Origin of the sequence: Chitinivorax sp. B, from assembly GCF_005503445.1 — a bacterium.
In the GTDB taxonomy this organism is placed as follows: domain Bacteria; phylum Pseudomonadota; class Gammaproteobacteria; order Burkholderiales; family SCOH01; genus Chitinivorax.
The window spans coordinates 43,649-59,880 of sequence record NZ_SCOH01000013.1 but is presented as its reverse complement, the minus strand read 5'-3'; the positions used below and the strand labels follow the sequence as shown (position 1 = coordinate 59,880).

Here is a 16,232-nt window from a genome sequence, read left to right as displayed (position 1 = left end):
ATGACCACACTGGAAAACGTCGCCCTGAACGTCACCGCCTCCGGCGCCAATCGACTTGCCCGCCCGCACTTCGACACTTTCGAACACGCACGCCGTCATGCACTGATCCGCCTCACCGCGGCATTTCGGCTATTCGCCCATTTTGGCTTTGACGAAGGGGTGGCCGGCCACATCACCGTGCGCGATCCGGAACATCCCGACCAATTCTGGGTCAATCCTTTGGGCCTGCATTTCTCAGAAATCAAAGTATCCAACCTGGTGCGGGTAGATCATCAGGGCAAGGTCTTGCATGGCCACTATCCCGTCAACCTGGCTGCGTTTGCCATCCATGCCGCAGTCCATCAGGCACGCCCGGATGTGATGGCCGTGGCCCACGCCCATTCCATGCATGGCAAAACCTGGTCGTCGTTGGGTCGTGAACTGGCACCCATTACTCAGGATGCCTGTGCTTTTTATGAAGACCATCGGGTGTATGATCGATTTGGTGGCGTGGTCCATCAAACATCGGAAGGTCAGGACATCGCGCATTGCCTGGGCCAAGGCAAAGCGCTGATCCTGCAGAACCATGGCCTGCTGACGGTCGGCAACTGCGTCGACATTGCAAGCTGGTTTTTCATTTCGATGGAACGCTGCTGCCAGTCACAATTGCTGGCCGAAGCAGCAGGTACACCCAAGCTGATCGACCATGCCACCGCCTGCAAAACCCGCGACCTGATTGCGAGTGACTTTGTGGCATATGGCAGCTTTCAGCCGCTGTATCACTTTATCGTCAAGCAACAACCGGATCTGCTGGAATAACCAGACCACGACAAGCAGCAGCGGATACCAACACTCTGGAGAGCAAGCAAATGACCATGACCGACGCCCATACCGACCTGACTGCACGCACCCAAACCTTTTCCTGGGAAGACCCAATGATCGGCGCTGCCGCCGCCCGCTCGCTCAGTGGCCTGGAATACCTGCAGCGTATCTTGAACAAAGAAATCCCGGTCCCACCCATCATGGAGCTGATCGGCTTCCGCTTCGTCACCGTCGAACAAGGGTTGGTCGCGTTTGAATTCGAACCTGCCGAACCCCATTACAACCCCATCGGCACCGTCCACGGGGGCATCATCAGCACGCTGCTGGATTCCGCCATGGGGTGCTGCATCCACACCATGCTGCCTGCTGGTGTCGGCTATTCCACACTGGAAATCAAAGTCAACTTCGTCCGCCCCGTTTCAGTCAAAACTGGTACCCTGCGTTGCGAAGCCAAAGTGATCCACACTGGCTCCAAAGCCGCCACTTCGGAAGGTCGACTAGTGGATCGGGATGGCAAGTTGTATGCGCACGGAACGACTACCTGCATCATTCTGAATTAAACGGATCACAACCAGTCGCTTCAAACCGAACAATTTCTAACACCCGCTTGGCCTTGGAATTGTTCGGTTCTCCAATCTTTTCATGGTTTGCCCAAATCGCCTAGCTCGGCCGGGCATCCCAAGGCTCAATACAGCCAACGATATGAACTGCTTTGTTCGCGTTCAATGCCTGAATCATTCCTTGTGAGATCTCCCAGTTAGTCAACCAGCGGGATCGGCTACTTTCGTGTTTGAATCCCAGCACAACCTGGTGATAGTCAATGTTGGATAATGCCTCATAGGGCTGTCGCAGCTTGACCAATGAGCTAACAGGATTGGCGCTCGCACTTCCCAACACATGGAAAAAAGAAAAAAGAGAACCCACGGCAGCCAACTGTTCTGCAAGTTGATATGCAGGCTTATCTTCGTGGAACCAAGCCAGGACCAGTGATGGTGGCCCATATTGCACAATGCTGTTACTTACCGCCTCCGCAAAATAGGCTCCATCATGATAGTCAGCTTGAATTGGCACCACATTCGCCAACACTCCTTCAACTGATCGGCCTAAACGTGAAAATAGGGTCAATACCTCCGACCGTTTGCACAGGTATCTGGTGGCCTCCGCCAACATCCCGGTCCCGCCAATCACCATGATGTGGTTGAATTGCTTCATACGGCCTCTGCTAATCCCAGCGGTGAACATTCTACGAAATATTGCAACGGTAATGAGTAATCAAATTCAAATAATATCTATATACGAATTAAATTAATTGTAAATTGATTTTATTTTCATAACAAAAGCATTACACCTGAAGGATATCGACTTAGAATGACTATCTAACAATAATTTACCAAGGAGCCACACCATGATTCTCCTAGTCCATAGCAATATGTCTGCCATTACTGATTTCATCATGTGGGCTGATGTTGAATTTGCCATGCAACTGGAGTTGCTCGAAACCAAACGGTTCGATACCCAGGATTGCACGATCATCGATCTGTCCGGTGCTGACAAGCTGGCCAATATTGCACAAGGCGAGCCCTTGTATGTGGTCTGCCACGGCGGCGAAGGTAGCAGCACGACATACCTTGATGGAGAAGAATATGATTGGCAAGCGCTTGGCAAGGATATTGGCACCAAGATGTCAGCACATGCCAAAGATATTATCCTGTTCGCCTGCTATGCAGCACACGGCCAACAGGGGCATCGCCCAATCGACATGTTTGCAACGGGTATTCAAAGTGCAGGCAAAAAAGGGGTCAAAATCACTGGCTATCAAGGAGCCACTGTTACCAATACCATGGGCACCGTTACCGCTCGTGAATTTGGTGGTGTCAATCACGAACCGATTCTGGTTGCTAACGCCCAGCCAAGTAAAATGAAAAAAGCAGGAAAGATAGATAATCAACTGCGAGATACTTTTACCCCGCAAATCCAATTCGACGCCTTTCTGAAATCCGTACCGAAAGCAACGCCTCGTGCTAAAGCTATTGCCGCTGCAGACAAAGCCGAATCATTCTACGCTGCATTCAGCAAAGCATTTATTGAGAAGCAACTGTATTACCCAGTAGGCCATCAAAATGCATTACCTATTGTGGTCTATGCCAATTAATAGTCGAATATTCCGTGGCTTAATTGGATTATAAATTCGTAGAAAAATTAAGCCGCAACTCCCTACATACTTCCAAATACCGAGTTACTCGGTAATAAGCTGCCAGCTCAGTCCAAACTTTGCCAGATATTTTCTTAATCTATCTGCATCATTCGGCTTGTCTTTCTCAAGCCGGGATACATTAAACAGTTTTCGCCCCGCCTCCGAGAGCGTTTTACTTTGACGGCATACCTGAATAACAGCCTGTAGTTGCATTTTGTCAAACCGGTCAAGTTCGGCACATTGATCGCCCAGTAATCCAGTGAGTTCATCTACTCCGTCCTCATGTCCCCAGGTTGTTTGCAACCGAGTGATTTCCTCCCTGGTCACTTCCTCTGTAATACGGCCCGATTCCGCCAGTGTTGCCATGCGCGTCACGCTGGCCGATAGCTCACGGAAATTACCTGCCCACAAAGCATCGACAGAAGTCGCAAAATTCAGATATTGCCGCTTGGCTTCAGCATGAAAGCGCACGCGTTCGCCTTGTTCGCGGGCGAAACGCTCCAGTTCAAAATCCAGGTTGGGCTCAATATCCTGGTTGCGGGCGGCCAGGCCAGGGATTTCGTAAGTCCAAAGGTTGATACGGGCGTAGAGGTCTTCACGGAATTTGCCTTCAGCCACCCAGCGGCGCAGGTCACGATGGGTACCGGCAATCAGTTGGAAATCGCTGGCGACTTCCTTATCTGCACCAAAGGGGAAAAAGGTTTTTTCTTCGATGGCTTTCAATAGCATCGCCTGTTCGTCCAAACCTAATTCGCCGATTTCATCGAGAAACAGCAAACCGCCATCGGCACTTTTCAACAGGCCGGCACGTTCAGTCTGCGCACCGGTGAATGCGCCTTTGACATGGCCAAACAGCGTCGACATGGCGCTATCGCCGCGCAAGGTGGCGCAGTTCACTTCCACAAAACGGCCGGCCAGCTGATGGCGGTTCTTCTTCAGCTCATACACCCGTTTGGCCAGAAAGGATTTGCCAGCCCCTGTCGGACCAATCAACAACATCGGGGCTTTGGATCGCCCTGCCACCCGTTCGATCTGCTCGATCATCCGGTTGAACTGCGGGTTGCGAGTGGCAATACCGGATTTCAGAAAGGAAACCGTCTCCTGCTGTTCGCGCTGAAAGCGGGTCGCAATCTTGTGGTAGCGCGACAAATCCAGGTCGATGACAGCATAAGTACCAGCAGTATTGTTCCCTTCGGATTTCTTGGGTGGCGAGGTCTGTAACAGCCGTGCCGGCAGATAACGTGCCTCGGTCAGCAGAAACCAGCAGATCTGTGCAACGTGCGTACCCGTCGTGATGTGGACCAGGTAGTCTTCCTCATCCGGGTTGAACGGGTAATCATGCGCGAAGTCATGCAGCAAGGCGTAGACCTCTTCAAAGTCCCAGGGATCGTTCAGATTGATCTCAACCCGATTCACCGTGGTTTCTGGCGATATCCCTTCAATGTCCAGTTTGATGCGCTCGGCCAGCCCCCGGTTACGGGTATCGTGCAGCAGTTCCAGCCGGTGCACGATCAAGTCTTCCTGCTGGCACAAGCCCACCGTGGGCCGCCACTTCTCCCAGCGCTGATTCCCCTTGCCGACAAAATCCAGCACGGTCCCGATAAAGCCGATCACAACGGTCTTTTTCATCTTATCTAAATTTATAGAATCTTATATATCAGTATATCAATTAGCATGACAAACCACACGCCAATCTCTTGATAAAAATGAGCAGAACAAAAATTAAACCATTAAAAATCAACAAATTGATTAACAAAAGCGCAACTAGACCGACAAGCTGGCACGGCCATTGCAATAAGTGGGATGTCAAAAACGAAACGCAAACTTGCCGATGCCAACTGTGGCAACGGATACAAAAAGGATAAACATCATGGCGAATACCAACTTGTTCCAAACCCAACCTGGTCGTGCGCTGCCCCATGCGGACACCTTGAACGCATCACGCAGTGCTGCTTATCAACTGAGCCCTAAACATGCGCTAGCCCAGTACGCGATCACCGGTTGTTTGAACAACACGTATTACGCCAATGCCGAATCGCAGCTGGCTGAAGTGTTGAAGCTGACAAATGAGGTGGATGCTGAATTCATTGCCAAAACTGCCATCTACTGCCGCGAAAAAGGCTACATGAAAGACATGCCCGCTTTGCTGGCTGCCGTGTTGACCGTCAAAGGCCCGCAGTATGTAGCGCCTGTGTTCAAGCGCGTCATCGACAACGGCAAGATGTTGCGTAACTTCGTGCAGATTTTGCGTAGCGGCGCGGTGGGCCGTAAATCGCTGGGTACCCGCCCGAAAAAACTGGTTCAAGCGTGGTTGAACAATGCCAGCGATGAAAAACTGATGCAGGCTGCAGTGGGTAACGCCCCCAGCCTGGCTGACGTGGTGAAGATGGCTCACCCGAAACCGGATACGTTGAGCCGTGAAGCGTTCTTCGCCTGGTTGATCGGTCGGTCTTATCAAACCGAGCACCTGCCGGAGATCGTGAAGCAGTTCGAGGCTTATAAAGCAGACAAATCTGCCACCATGCCCAATGTACCGTTCCAGATGCTGACCGCGTTGGAACTGGGGCGTGACGAATGGGCGCGTATTGCTGAGCAAGGTAGTTGGCAGATGGTGCGGATGAACCTGAACACCTTTGCTCGACATGGTGTGTTCGACATCCCCGGCATGGCGCAACAGATTGCAACCAAGTTGGCCAACCCGGAGCTGGTAGCCAAGGCGCGAGCCTTCCCATACCAGTTGCTGGCTGCGTACAAAATGACGGGTCAGGATGTACCAAACCCAGTACGTGAAGCGCTGCAAGATGCCATGGAAGCGGCATTGAACAATGTACCATCCCTGGCGGGCAATGTGGTGGTCTGCCCAGACGTATCTGGCTCGATGCAATCGCCGGCGACCGGTTACCGCCAAGGCGCAACCACTGCCGTACGTTGTATTGATGTGGCGGGCTTAATGGCAGCAGCCATCCTGCGCAAAAACCCGGATGCCCGAGTGATGCCGTTTGAAGTGAAGGTTGTGGATATCAAACTGAACCCACGGGATTCTGTGATCACCAACGCTGAGAAGTTGGCAGCCATTGGTGGGGGTGGAACCAACTGTTCGGCACCCCTGGCCAAGTTGAATCAGGAAGGGGCGAAGGTGGATACCGTGATCATTGTCTCCGACAACGAATCATGGGTGGATAACCGCCGCCATGGCGCAACGGAAACCATGCGTCAGTGGGCGTTGATCAAGCAACGCAACCCTCAGGCCAGACTGGTATGTATCGATATCCAACCTCATGCGACCACACAGGCGCAAGAAGGCGGCGATACCCTGAATATCGGTGGATTCGGTGACGATGTGTTCAAGCTGGTCGCCAGCTTTGCGGCAGGCCAGATGCAGCCAGGACACTGGGTACAGTTGATTGAATCGGTCAGCCTGGACTGACAGCAATCTGAACCCGGGCAGGTGGAAACCCGCCCGGGTAACAGGAAAGGATGATCAGCATGGTGGAGCGCTGCACAACGTGGAGCGTGACCTGTAAAACCAGTGAACCGGAACACTTCTTCAACAAGCTGAGCCGCTTCTTGAACATGAAGACTGAATTGCTGGACATTTGCCGATCACCGCAGGAGTCCCATGTCTGGATCGTGCAATTCAACATGGTCCACCCACACCAAGGTTGGGATAGCACCGTGGTACAGGCTGTGGAGGTAGCAAACAAATTGGGGACATTGACCTTGTCTGGCAATCGGCGATTTGGCTTTACCGGCTGGATTGATTGCTCAGAAACCCAATGTTGGACCTTGGCTGCATTCCGATCGGCAAACTGGAAGCTCGGCCCGGAAGATGTATAAGCACTTAAAAAGTTAACAAGTTTGATGAAGCAACGGCGAATGCCGCTTAAGACTACATTCTCCAAAATGCTCGCGTCTTAGCAAATTTTGTCGCCAGCGCTTCACCCAGTTTAGCGCGAATGCCGTTGAGACTACATTCCGGGACTTGCGGGGCAACCCGTGCGGGTTCAAATCCCGCCCGGCCGGGCAACCGATCGGTGGCGAAATGGTTAGACGCACAAGTAAGTGTCTCAACAAAAATTTGTCGCGCATGATTTACCCAGCGAATGCTGAAGAAACTACATCGCTACTAACGACGAGGTGCGGGTTCGATTCCCGCCTGACCCGGAACAACGGGACAGTAGCTCTAAGGCAGGGCACGCCTGCGCAAGCAGGACTGTTTCTTCGAATTTGTCGCTGGCCCCTTTGGGGGCGAATGCGAGTGGGAGTACAGCCGCCCATTTGGCCTTACGGGCTAGGCAGCCCGTACCGGAAACCCCGGAGTGCCGCTCTCGCTCATTTTGTCGCCCTTTGATTTAGGTTGCCTGGTCAGTAATACAGATGCCAGGTAGCAAGGTTTAAGCACGAATGCCTGCAAGACTACATTGGACTAAGCCGGTTCAAACCCGGCACAGCCGCAAGGCTGTTAAGTCTTGCTTATTTTGTCGTGCGCTGTTTTTGGCGAATGCCGAAGAAACTACATGATGAGTTTGGTCGCGGGTTCAAGTCCCGTCGACAGGAGCCGAAAGGTACCTGCCGTAGCTCAGTTGGTTAGAGCAGACTGCCGTAAGGCGATGTTTCTTCACATCTTGTCGCCAACTGTTTTACCCGGTGAATGCTGGCGAAACTACACCCTATCACGGTCGTAACGCAGGTTCGAATCCTGCCCGCTTAATGCAGTATCAAGCGGTCGTATAGTGGCTAATACACGAAAAACGTTTCGCCGATTTTGTCACCGACTTTACGAAATGACCGTCTGAACAGTTGATCTGGTCAAACAGTCAGGTTTGAGTACGAATGCCTGCAGGACTACATCTGACTTAAGCCGGTTCGAATCCGGCACAGCCGTAAGGCAGTCAGTCCTGCAACTGTTGTCGTACAACGTTTTTGGCGAATGCTGAAGAAACTACATTTAATAATCAGGTCGCGGGTTCGAACCCCGTCGGCAGGGGGCCGCAAGGTACCTGTCGTAGCTCAGTTGGGAGAGCAGATTACTGCCGAAAGGCTGCTGTTTCTTCCCCCCTTGTCGCCAACTGTTTTACCCGGTGAATGCCGGCGGAACTACACCTTGAAATGGTCGGGCTGCAGGTTCGAATCCTGCCCGCTTCGAGTAGTTGGAAGCGGTGGTAGAAATGGAAATACACGAAATGGTTTCGTCAACGTTGTCACCGGCCCGGATATGGGGCGAATATGAGCGGGAGTACATCTCGTATAGGCAGGGCGGTGAAACGCCCACGGCTTCGGCCGGCCACTCTCGCTGTTTTTGTCGCTCTGGTTGTTGTCTGGCCGAGAGCCGCCAACAAAACCCTTCTGGTGTTGTTGTGCAAACTTGTCGCACTTTCGCACGCCTAACCAGAACCGCTTCGCTGGGTATTGTTGGCGGCTCTTAAAAGGGAATGCAGAAGGCACTACATGTGTCGCGGGTTCGAACCCCGTCCTGCGCAAGCAGGTAGCTCAACAGGTAGAGCAATGCGTGTCTTCGATACCTTGTCCCTTGACCAGATGAGAACCCATCCCGATGGGTGCCAATTGCCGTCAAGCAGTCATCGGGATGGGTTTTGGCGAATGTGGGTGAAACTACAGGTAGAGCGTCCCGATATCGGGAAGGTCCCGGGTTCAAGCCCCGGCTGGTATAGCCAGAAGCTCAGTTGCAGTCATTTGTTTCATTCAATGTTGTCGCCAGCCTGTCCCGCGAAAAGACAGGGTAACAGGGTGGAAGGGTCGCAATCATGCAAAGCGGTAAACAAAAACGTGCTGCCATCATGCAAAAACGCCAGATCCGGCGACAACAGGCCACTCGGCCAGATGCGATGCCAATCGTGGCTGCCTCGCCGCGATGCTGGTCGTCGGAGCAGGTGAACCGATCAAGGTTAAAATCTTATAACAGTTATGGTGATCCGGAATTCGTTACCCGCGGTTACTATGAGGACAAACCATTCCGTTGTGTAGATTGCAAAAGCGAGCAAATCTGGACAGCGAAACAACAGAAATGGTGGTACGAGACAGCCCAAGGTGCTGTGTACACCACCGCAATACGTTGCCGGGCCTGCCGCCAAAATCGCCGAGCCGCCCCGCATTTGAAGAAAGAAGCAAAGTGCAAAACAACTATCAAGTGATGAATCCCGACGGCACCAAGCCGATCAAGATGTGGACCGAAGGCGTGCCGGTTGAAGAGGATGCCCGTAAGCAACTGATCAACACCGCCAAGATGCCTTTCATTTTCAAATGGCTGGCCGTCATGCCAGATGTACATTTGGGTAAGGGTTCCACCATCGGTAGTGTTATTCCAACGGTTGGCGCCATTATTCCTGCCGCTGTCGGCGTAGATATCGGTTGCGGAATGATGGCTGCTAAAACTACGTTGAATGCGCGTGATCTGCCGGATAACCTCGGCCCATTGCGTAGCGCGATTGAAAAAGCGGTACCACACGGAAAAACCATGGGCCGTCGTGACAAAGGCGCGTGGGATACCCCGCCGGAACTGGTGGATGATATGTGGGCTACCTTGCACCCCGGTTTCAAACGCATCACCAATAAGTATCCGGCCTTGAACAAAACCAACAACCATAAGCATTTGGGAACGTTGGGAACCGGTAACCACTTCATTGAAGTGTGCCTGGACGAGACCGATACCGTGTGGTTCATGCTGCATTCCGGTTCGCGCGGTGTGGGTAATGCCATCGGTAACCTGTTTATCGAACTGGCGCGTGAAGATATGCGTAAATGGATGATCAACCTGCCAGACCGCGACTTGGCCTATTTCCCGGAAGGAACTGATCACTTCAACGATTACGTTGAAGCGGTCGAGTGGGCACAAGGTTTTGCACGACTGAACCGCGAAGTGATGATGCGAAATGTGATCGCCGCAGCGCGTAAAGTCATCACCAAGCCATTCGAAGCCGCCGTGGAAGCCGTGAACTGCCACCATAACTACGTGCAGCGCGAACATCACTTCGGACAGGATGTACTGGTAACCCGAAAAGGTGCGGTATCCGCCCAGAAGGGCCAGTTGGGCATCATCCCCGGTTCAATGGGTGCACGGTCTTACATCGTACGTGGTAAGGGTAACGAAGAAGCCTTCTGTTCCTGCAGCCACGGCGCTGGTCGAACCATGTCCCGTACTGAGGCCAAGCGCCGCTTCACGATCAAGGATCAAGTCCAAGCGACCGAAGGTGTGGAATGCCGAAAGGACAGCGATGTGATCGACGAGATCCCGATGGCTTACAAAAACATTGACGATGTGATGTATGCGCAGCGTGATCTGGTGGAGGTAGTACATACCTTGAAGCAGGTGGTGTGTGTGAAGGGTTAACAGTGATGAAAACCAGGTTTGAGACATATTCACAAATTGAGGCTGAGCAAAACATGACCCTCCTTTTCGCCCACCCCATCGACCCCGATGTGCGCAAACGCATCGAAGATGAGTTGTTGCTGATTGAGCAACAACATGAAGTCCGCGTGCTGTTTGCCTGCGAATCCGGCAGCCGGGGCTGGGGCTTTGCCTCGCCGGATAGCGATTACGACGTGCGTTTTATATATGTGCACAAGCTGGATTGGTATCTACGTGTCGAACCGCAGCGGGACGTGATCGAACTGCCGATCAATGACGAGCTGGATATCAGCGGTTGGGAGCTTCGCAAGACGTTGCAGTTATTGCACCGATCCAACCCAACGCTGCAGGAATGGCTATCGTCCCCAGTGGTCTACCGACAGCATGCCATGCACACCCAAACGCTGCGAACATTGGCGCACGAGTTCTTTTTCTTGTTGCGGGGACGGCATCATTACCTGGCGATGGCACATAAGAACTTCCGTGGCTATCTGCAGGATGAAGTCGTTCGATATAAGAAGTATCTTTATGTATTACGGCCCTTGCTGGCGGTCAAATGGATTGATGCCGGGTTGGGCGTGCCTCCCATGCGTTTTGCGGATCTGGCGGCTGCGACATTGACCGATTCCGCCTTGCTGGCAGAGATCAATGCGCTACTGGCAGTGAAAATGCGGGCTGGCGAGGCGGATACCGGGCCCCGCTGGCCATTGATCCACGCGTTTATCGAGCAGGAACTGGCCATATCGGAACGCGATACGGATTACAAAAAACCTTCTGGTAATGACCAAGCGCTGGATGCTTTTTTACAGCGAGTCATCTTAGGTAGTCCAACGGATTGACCTTGTGCTTAGCGGTACTTTTGGAAGATGACGTCAATCTCGCCTGACTGCTTCAATTTGGTCAGACCTGCGTTGACGCGTTTCAACGCCGAACTGTGGCGGGGCTGAAAGCGCAGCATGATGTCAGCCTCTCCCACGGTCAAACCGACCCGCCATGGTGCTGCAGCCGGACGATGGTGTAACCAGTAATCGGCAACGGATTTGTTGACCACAGCATAGTCGTAACGGTTGGCAGCCAATTTCAACAACAGCTGGAATTCGTCTGACGATTCGTCCCGGCTGATTTGACGGTTTCTGAAACTAGGATCAAGCGAAGGGTAGACAAAGCCACGCACTGTCCCGATGGTCGCACCGGATAACTGGCTGAGCGAGGTTGGCATCAATACACCCTTGCGAATCAGCAACACATCTGCAGCACGTGCAAACTGCACGCTGTAGACCGATTCCACCGTACTACTGCGCCATGCTGGATTGACACCGGGCTCAATATCGATTTGTCCATGTTCAAATGCCCGCATGATGCGCATGGCGGGGATGTGGACATAGCGATAGGTATCACCGGTCAGCGGGGCCAGTTTGTCGAACAAATCGCGATAGATGCCGGCCAATTGCCCGCCCTGACTGAAACTAAATGGGGGAATTTCCTTTTCAGGCAAGCCCACCAGAAACTCGGCAGCAGCAGCAAACGGTGCCAGCATCGCCAATAACAGGGCATGGCCACAATTGTGTAAGGCGTTGGCAGTGAAGAATCGTGCAAAGGTGTTGTGAATATCCATGAATCAAAGGCAACAAGCCTGACGCGGTCTGCGCCAGTTTGGCTGCATGTGTTGATGGGTGCACAGGCACCGACAGTCAGCCGTCGCGAAAGGGCGCACTTGCTAAAAATGCGGCACCGATCCAACAACTGCGCTTTCATATATAAAAGCAGCGAAATAAGCCACTTACCGCTCAACCAAGTGCATTCTATCGATTCTTGGCTGACTGTGGTTTGCTATCTACGTATTGAACCGATTTTTGATGATGAATGACATGACAATAACAACAGAACAATGGATTGAATTGGATGGCGCCCAGGGTGAAGGTGGTGGCCAGATTTTGCGCAGTGCATTGACACTGTCAATGATTACCGGCATTCCCTTCCGCATGACCCGTATTCGCGCACGTCGCAGCAAACCGGGTTTGTTGCGTCAGCACTTGACTGCCGTACAGGCCGCCCAGGCCATCTGTGATGCCAACGTAACCGGTGCAGCAATCAGCTCTGGCGAGCTGCATTTCAGACCTGGCCGTATCAAAGGCGGTGACTATCAGTTTGCCATTGGCACCGCCGGCAGTTGTACTTTGGTACTGCAAACAGTACTGCCAGCCCTGTGGTTTGCGGATGTAGCCAGCAGTTTGTCCGTCAGTGGCGGTACCCATAACCCGATGGCACCACCGGCAGATTTTCTGATTCGGGCCTGGTTGCCATTGGTACAACGCATGGGGGCAAATTGCAGCCTTCACTTGAAACGACATGGTTTTTTCCCTGCAGGAGGTGGAGAGGTGACGGCACAGATCACCCCGTGCCAAGCTTTGTCGCCGTTACAATTGACCGAGCGCGGCACATCACGCCAGCTTCAAGCCGAAGCCATCATTGCGGGGGTGCCATACTCGGTTGCACAACGCGAGCTGGATCGTGTCAAAGCGCAAATGAGCTATGTGGATACCAAGGTACGCGATGCAGGTGGCCGGGAAGGACCCGGTAATGCACTGTTGATCACGGTGATGCATGACGAAGTGGTGGAAGTGTTCACCGGTTTTGGCGAGAAAGGCGTGTCAGCTGAGAAAGTTGCCAACCAAGCAGCAGAGGCTGCACGCCATTACATTGCCAGCGGCGTGGCGGTTGGCGAGCACTTGGCCGATCAATTGGTACTGCCAATGGCCTTGGCTGGCGGTGGTTCGTTCACGACGCATGTGCAATCCAGCCATCTGACCACAAATTTGTCTGTGATTGAGAAGTTTTTACCCGTGGAAACCAACATGACCCAGTGTGACAATGGCACCTGGTTGGTTACCATCAGTTAATATACAAAGTACCGGGCAAGTTGTCCCGGTGCTTGGCAATCAGAACTCTGGTACCAGATTCTTACCGCTGACCGACACATAATGACCATTTCTGAAACGATAGACTTGCTTGCCAGTCACGTTTTCGACTGACAATTCAACTTGATAGGCTTCATTACCGTCAGGCTCTTCCGTTTCTTCAACATGAACCACACGGCGTCTTTCTTCCTCGCCATCAAAATTCAACATCAAATCAGCCATGCCATTTTTACGGGGTTTGAATTGCCATTTGGTTTCAACGCGGTAACACGTATTTCGAGATTCCTGTTCTTCAGTTCGTTTGACAACTTGGCCTGGCTTGACGTTAAGTAAAGCAGAACAGGACTCCACCGCACCTTCATTATTGGCAAATAGTGGGATGGAGTGTTCAAGCAATGAGGTGACCTGTCGTTCTTCCAGTGCAAAGAGATTCCCCCAATTACCGCAGTATCCTTGCCAACAACTTCCAGCCTCAACCATCAACCCGAACTTGGCCGGATCCAGTTTCACAATGGTCATCTCACCTACATTACCCATGAACCCATTCCAGGCTGCTTCGTCCTGTCGACCATCCGGATACCACTTACCATCTTCTTCCTTGAACCAATAGGCACCAATCAAGCCTGATGAAGCATGGCTGTCCATCAACTCGCCATCCGCCATCACCGCTGTCGCCGCCGTAAGCATGACAGCACGGGCTGGAGACAACCTCACGACATGTATTGGTTCGATGTCCAGTGAAACAGCCGTCGGATCTTTGCTTTCTTTATCCCCCAACGGACCTTCCGGTGCCCAGGCCGCAGTGACGCTGACACGGTGTTGATTGTCAGCGGGACGCCATGTGGGGAAGACCAACTGCATCAAGTTATTGCGATCAAGATTGGGTGAGGCAGGTGGCTTATCACCACAAGCTGTCAATCCAGACAGCATGATGGCAACAAAGGTGATGTGAAATGGAGAATAGGTAGGCACGGCGAATCGCAAATCGGTCGAAAAAGCAAGTTTGCCACATCCCCGCTTTTTACCCCACAGCGCCAAACAATCATGCCGCCATGAATTGGCTATTGGCGATCGTTTGTTGTTCCAGCCAATTGGCAATTTCGTCCCAGACATGGCGCGGGGTACTGCTACGAAAGAAACCGAAATGCCCCAGACCCGGCAAGGACCAATCTGACGGCTGCCGAAATACCACATCTGCCTGTTCGGCACCAAATCGTGCTGCCAGTGCCACAACCGCCAGCGGCGGCGCATAGAACAGATCATCAGCGATGGAATACAAGCGAATCCGTCCGCGGAAACGATGAAAATGGGTAGGCAGTGGCAGACCCTGCTCATCCACGAAGTAGGCTGGATGCTGACACCAGCGAGCCCATTCCAACGCAATCCCAGCAGGCAGTGACACCCCTCCCATGGCAAACCCAGGTAATTTCCCAAAGCCCTTGACCACTGCGGGCATGGCCCAGCCAAGAATGCTTTTCATTTGCCAACGTCTGAAATGACCAGGCCAGTGCCGCCAGTAACCAATTTGCGAGGCGACCGTCAATGCGGTCGAGAGCTGTGAGACAACCGGTGTCAGACCCAATAATTGTCCACCAATGGAGTGCCCCACAACAGCAAGATGCTGGTGGTCACTGTGCACCATCAACCATCTTAGTGCAGCCTCAAAGTCCTTGACGCCCCAGTCACGAATTCGCAGGCTGGGTTGATCAAATTGAATGTCAACGCTGTCGCCAATACCACGGTAATCGTAGCTCAATACGACAGTGCCACGCTCCGCCAGATAGGCGGCAAAAGCGCGGTAGTAGCGGCGTGGCACGCCCGTTGCGCTGTTGATGACTAATGCCAGGCCGTTTGGAACAGCTGGCTGAAAGTAGCTGGCAGCCAATCGATAACCATCGGCCGCCACCAACTGGATTGCTTGCACGTGCATGTATGGACCTTTCAATGCAAGGCGCTACTTGGATGGTTACGGATAACGGGTATTGTGTGTGGTGACAATGTGTATGACAAACGATCTTTCGCTGCGGTATCAAGTGAAAAAAGTTCAACTGGCTTCCGCGTGCTCCACTGTTGCCCACCTCCCCATGATTGAACGAAGCCAGACCAACACAGCCTGTTCCGCGACCGACAAACGGTGCCCTTGCGGATATACCAGGTAATAGCCCAACTCGGTAGGCAATGGCGTTTCATCCAATGCCACCAGCCGCCTGGAACGCAGCAAGGGCTCAATGACCGGCAACATCCCCAACCCGATGCCCGCACCTTTCTCGCAGGCCATGATCAGCCCAAGATAGTTGTCGAACATCGGCCCTTGGGTCGGTTTGTTGCGCGGCCACTGTTTCCATTGAAACCAGCGTGACCATGCATCTGTTGGCAACGCCAGCTGCAACAATACCCCCGCTTCCAGTAACCGGGCTGGCGTCGCTGCCGCCAATAAACTCGGCGCACATACAGGTACAACATCAATCTGCAACAAATGTTCTGCATGCAGCCCTCGCCACCGGCCCGTTCCCATACGCAGGGCAATATTGATTTCCCCCAGGGTGGGATCACGTGATGCCTGCTCGGCAATGACCACCAGTTCAGTATCGGGATGAGCAAGTGCAAACTCAGATAAATGCGGCGTGATCAACTCGCTCCCGACAAACGGTGCCACGGAGACCACCACACGCTGGGTTGCCGCTTCGTCGCGTAGCAAATCCGTTCCCCGCCGTAGTCGCTCCAATGCATCCTTGACAATGGCATAGTACTGTGACCCTGCCGGTGTCAATGCTAGCCGGCGGTTCATTCGCTGAAATAACTCAATGCCAAGAAATTCTTCCAATTCACGGACTTGATGACTGATAGCACTGGGGGTGAGGTGGATCAAGCCGGCAACCTCCTTGAAGGAGAGACGCTCTGCAGCCAGTTCAAAGGTCTGAAGTTCGGCAAGTGGTGGTAATCGTCGTTTCAT

General features: G+C 52.8%; 15 protein-coding genes. 9 read left to right on the top strand and 6 right to left on the bottom strand.

The features are described 5' to 3' along the window. Positions 1-798 (top strand): class II aldolase/adducin family protein, encoded by a 798-nt coding sequence (locus tag FFS57_RS10060; RefSeq protein ID WP_137937660.1) that lies wholly within the window; start codon positions 1-3, stop codon positions 796-798. Positions 799-854: 56 nt separating this feature from the next. Next, positions 855-1,361, top strand: a complete 507-nt coding sequence (locus tag FFS57_RS10055; RefSeq protein ID WP_137937719.1) for a PaaI family thioesterase — start codon at positions 855-857, stop codon at positions 1,359-1,361. A gap of 100 nt (positions 1,362-1,461) precedes the next feature. Here FFS57_RS10055 and FFS57_RS10050 read toward each other — a convergent pair whose 3' ends face one another. Beyond that, on the bottom strand, positions 1,462-2,013 hold the full coding sequence (locus FFS57_RS10050; RefSeq protein ID WP_137937659.1) for a Rossmann-fold NAD(P)-binding domain-containing protein: 552 nt from the start codon (positions 2,011-2,013) through the stop codon (positions 1,462-1,464). A 193-nt stretch (positions 2,014-2,206) separates the two neighbouring features. On the opposite strand from FFS57_RS10050, the gene FFS57_RS10045 reads away from it, so the two are divergent. After that, positions 2,207-2,953: a hypothetical protein gene (locus tag FFS57_RS10045; RefSeq protein WP_137937658.1), complete on the top strand. Its 747-nt coding sequence runs from the start codon at positions 2,207-2,209 to the stop codon at positions 2,951-2,953. 84 nt (positions 2,954-3,037) lie between these two features. Here the strand turns inward: FFS57_RS10045 and rtcR are convergent, their stop codons facing one another. After that, the gene (gene rtcR, locus FFS57_RS10040; protein ID WP_137937657.1) at positions 3,038-4,624 is read right to left on the bottom strand and encodes an RNA repair transcriptional activator RtcR; all 1,587 of its coding nucleotides are present in this window, start codon (positions 4,622-4,624) and stop codon (positions 3,038-3,040) included. Positions 4,625-4,865: 241 nt separating this feature from the next. Between rtcR and FFS57_RS10035 the strand changes: the two genes are divergently transcribed. From FFS57_RS10035 to FFS57_RS10015, 5 genes are all read left to right on the top strand, one after another. Further along, positions 4,866-6,422: a vWA domain-containing protein gene (locus FFS57_RS10035; protein WP_137937656.1), complete on the top strand. Its 1,557-nt coding sequence runs from the start codon at positions 4,866-4,868 to the stop codon at positions 6,420-6,422. Positions 6,423-6,481: 59 nt separating this feature from the next. Further along, positions 6,482-6,832, top strand: a complete 351-nt coding sequence (locus FFS57_RS10030) for a hypothetical protein (protein ID WP_137937655.1) — start codon at positions 6,482-6,484, stop codon at positions 6,830-6,832. A gap of 1,928 nt (positions 6,833-8,760) precedes the next feature. After that, the gene (locus FFS57_RS10025) at positions 8,761-9,147 is read left to right on the top strand and encodes a zinc-ribbon domain containing protein (protein WP_137937654.1); all 387 of its coding nucleotides are present in this window, start codon (positions 8,761-8,763) and stop codon (positions 9,145-9,147) included. Next, on the top strand, positions 9,147-10,343 hold the full coding sequence (locus tag FFS57_RS10020; RefSeq protein ID WP_137937718.1) for an RtcB family protein: 1,197 nt from the start codon (positions 9,147-9,149) through the stop codon (positions 10,341-10,343). Before FFS57_RS10025 ends, FFS57_RS10020 begins: the two co-directional genes overlap by 1 nt. A gap of 35 nt (positions 10,344-10,378) precedes the next feature. After that, on the top strand, positions 10,379-11,200 hold the full coding sequence (locus FFS57_RS10015; protein ID WP_502705909.1) for a nucleotidyltransferase domain-containing protein: 822 nt from the start codon (positions 10,379-10,381) through the stop codon (positions 11,198-11,200). 8 nt (positions 11,201-11,208) lie between these two features. Here the strand turns inward: FFS57_RS10015 and FFS57_RS10010 are convergent, their stop codons facing one another. Next, complete coding sequence (locus tag FFS57_RS10010; protein WP_137937652.1) at positions 11,209-11,976, bottom strand: substrate-binding periplasmic protein; 768 nt, start codon at positions 11,974-11,976, stop codon at positions 11,209-11,211. A gap of 253 nt (positions 11,977-12,229) precedes the next feature. Between FFS57_RS10010 and rtcA the strand changes: the two genes are divergently transcribed. After that, positions 12,230-13,261, top strand: coding sequence for an RNA 3'-terminal phosphate cyclase (gene rtcA / locus FFS57_RS10005; protein WP_137937651.1), 1,032 nt, complete (start codon positions 12,230-12,232; stop codon positions 13,259-13,261). A gap of 39 nt (positions 13,262-13,300) precedes the next feature. On the opposite strand, the gene FFS57_RS10000 is transcribed toward rtcA, so the two are convergent. From FFS57_RS10000 to FFS57_RS09990, 3 genes are all read right to left on the bottom strand, one after another. Then, a complete protein-coding gene (locus tag FFS57_RS10000) occupies positions 13,301-14,251 on the bottom strand; it encodes a hypothetical protein (protein WP_137937650.1) in 951 nt (316 codons plus the stop codon). 70 nt (positions 14,252-14,321) lie between these two features. Further along, entirely contained in the window at positions 14,322-15,209 is an 888-nt protein-coding gene (locus tag FFS57_RS09995) for an alpha/beta hydrolase family protein (protein ID WP_137937649.1), read from the bottom strand. A gap of 114 nt (positions 15,210-15,323) precedes the next feature. After that, entirely contained in the window at positions 15,324-16,232 is a 909-nt protein-coding gene (locus FFS57_RS09990) for a LysR substrate-binding domain-containing protein (protein ID WP_137937648.1), read from the bottom strand.

Excerpts from the sequence above, each read along its gene's own strand:
- FFS57_RS10030 (WP_137937655.1), top strand. The coding sequence starts at position 6,482 with ATGGTGGAGCGCTGCACAACGTGGAGCGTGACCTGTAAAACCAGTGAA.
- FFS57_RS10020 (WP_137937718.1), top strand. The coding sequence starts at position 9,147 with ATGAATCCCGACGGCACCAAGCCGATCAAGATGTGGACCGAAGGCGTG.
- FFS57_RS09990 (WP_137937648.1), bottom strand. The coding sequence starts at position 16,232 with ATGAAACGACGATTACCACCACTTGCCGAACTTCAGACCTTTGAACTG.
- FFS57_RS09995 (WP_137937649.1), bottom strand. The coding sequence starts at position 15,209 with ATGCACGTGCAAGCAATCCAGTTGGTGGCGGCCGATGGTTATCGATTG.
- rtcA (WP_137937651.1), top strand. The coding sequence starts at position 12,230 with ATGACAATAACAACAGAACAATGGATTGAATTGGATGGCGCCCAGGGT.
- FFS57_RS10025 (WP_137937654.1), top strand. The coding sequence starts at position 8,761 with ATGCAAAGCGGTAAACAAAAACGTGCTGCCATCATGCAAAAACGCCAG.
- FFS57_RS10055 (WP_137937719.1), top strand. The coding sequence starts at position 855 with ATGACCGACGCCCATACCGACCTGACTGCACGCACCCAAACCTTTTCC.
- rtcR (WP_137937657.1), bottom strand. The coding sequence starts at position 4,624 with ATGAAAAAGACCGTTGTGATCGGCTTTATCGGGACCGTGCTGGATTTT.
- FFS57_RS10045 (WP_137937658.1), top strand. The coding sequence starts at position 2,207 with ATGATTCTCCTAGTCCATAGCAATATGTCTGCCATTACTGATTTCATC.
- FFS57_RS10050 (WP_137937659.1), bottom strand. The coding sequence starts at position 2,013 with ATGAAGCAATTCAACCACATCATGGTGATTGGCGGGACCGGGATGTTG.
- FFS57_RS10035 (WP_137937656.1), top strand. The coding sequence starts at position 4,866 with ATGGCGAATACCAACTTGTTCCAAACCCAACCTGGTCGTGCGCTGCCC.
- FFS57_RS10010 (WP_137937652.1), bottom strand. The coding sequence starts at position 11,976 with ATGGATATTCACAACACCTTTGCACGATTCTTCACTGCCAACGCCTTA.
- FFS57_RS10060 (WP_137937660.1), top strand. The coding sequence starts at position 1 with ATGACCACACTGGAAAACGTCGCCCTGAACGTCACCGCCTCCGGCGCC.